This window comes from Pseudomonas sp. 5Ae-yellow (assembly GCF_014077575.1).
GTDB lineage: Bacteria > Pseudomonadota > Gammaproteobacteria > Pseudomonadales > Pseudomonadaceae > Halopseudomonas > Halopseudomonas neustonica.
Window position 1 is genome coordinate 1 of the sequence record NZ_JACGWE010000115.1, and the last position, 1238, is coordinate 1238.

Below are 1238 nucleotides of genomic sequence, written 5' to 3' on the forward strand. Positions count from 1 at the left end.
TGTAGTGGTCTACTAATCCCGGACACCGAAATGGGTGGTAAATTTACCGCCATAGCTGAGGTGTTCCATGACAAGACAACGTCGTACGTTTTCAACTGAGTTCAAGCACGATGCCGCGTTGCTGGTTCTAGACCAGGGATACTCGGTCATAGAGGCAAGCAAGTCCCTGGGAGTTGGAGAAACAGCACTACGACGCTGGGTCGACCAGTTACGAACCGAGCGCGACGGCGGCACGCCCAAGGGTAAAGCTTTAACCCCAGAGCAACAGAAGATTCAGGAGCTCGAAGCCCGGATCAATCGGCTTGAACGGGAGAAAGCGATATTAAAAAAGGCTACTGCTCTCTTGATGGCGGACGAGCTCGATCGTTCGCGTTGATAGACCGGTTAAGTGAGCATGAGCCTGTTGAACTGGTCTGTGAAGCGTTCGGCATCTCCCGATCCAGCTACTACGATTCCCGGCGTCGACGGAAGCAAATTGATCCCGAGAAATTGATGCTGCGCAGTAAGGTAAATCAGCTGTTTAACGAGAGCCGGAGCTCTGCGGGTAGCAGAACGATCATGGGATCGATGCGCGAAGAAGGGTATCAAATTGGCCGGTTCAAGGTCCGAAGCCTCATGCGCGATCTTGGGTTGGTATCCAAGCAGCCAGGGCGTCATGCGTACAAGTCCGCTACCGTTGAGCGAGTGGATATCCCGAACCATCTGAACAGAGAGTTTGCCGTGCAAGCGCCTAACCAGGCCTGGTGTGGCGACATTACCTATATTTGGGCTCAAGGACGCTGGTGTTACCTTGCCGTCGTCTTGGATCTGTTTAGCCGTCGTGTTGTGGGCTGGGCGCTATCGAGTCACCCGAATGCAGAGCTGGTCATAAGAGCGCTGGATATGGCTTATGAACAGCGAGCCCGGCCTCAGGACGTGATGTTTCACTCGGACCAGGGAAGCCAGTATGTCAGCCGCAAATTCAGGCAACGGTTATGGCGCTACCGTATGAGGCAAAGCATGAGCCGACGGGGCAACTGCTGGGATAACGCGCCCATGGAGCGGCTGTTCCGCAGCTTGAAGTCAGAATGGATACCAAGCACCGGATACGCCACGTTCAAAGAAGCACAGCGAGACATCAGCTATTACCTGATGACACGGTACAACTGGCTAAGACCACATCAATTCAATGATGGTTTAGCACCTGCCAAGGCAGAGGAAAAACTTTATCCACTGTCCGGAATCAGTTGACCACTACA

1 protein-coding gene is annotated in these 1238 nt (G+C 53.5%); it reads left to right on the plus strand.

Going from position 1 to position 1238, the window contains the following annotated elements; all coding sequences use genetic code 11:
* Positions 1-67: 67 nt before the first annotated feature.
* A protein-coding gene (locus H4J77_RS19495) for an IS3 family transposase (RefSeq protein ID WP_124014355.1) occupies positions 68-1230 on the plus strand; the annotation gives its coding sequence in 2 pieces (ribosomal slippage) (positions 68-323 and positions 323-1230; 1164 coding nt in all).
* Positions 1231-1238 lie beyond the last annotated feature (8 nt).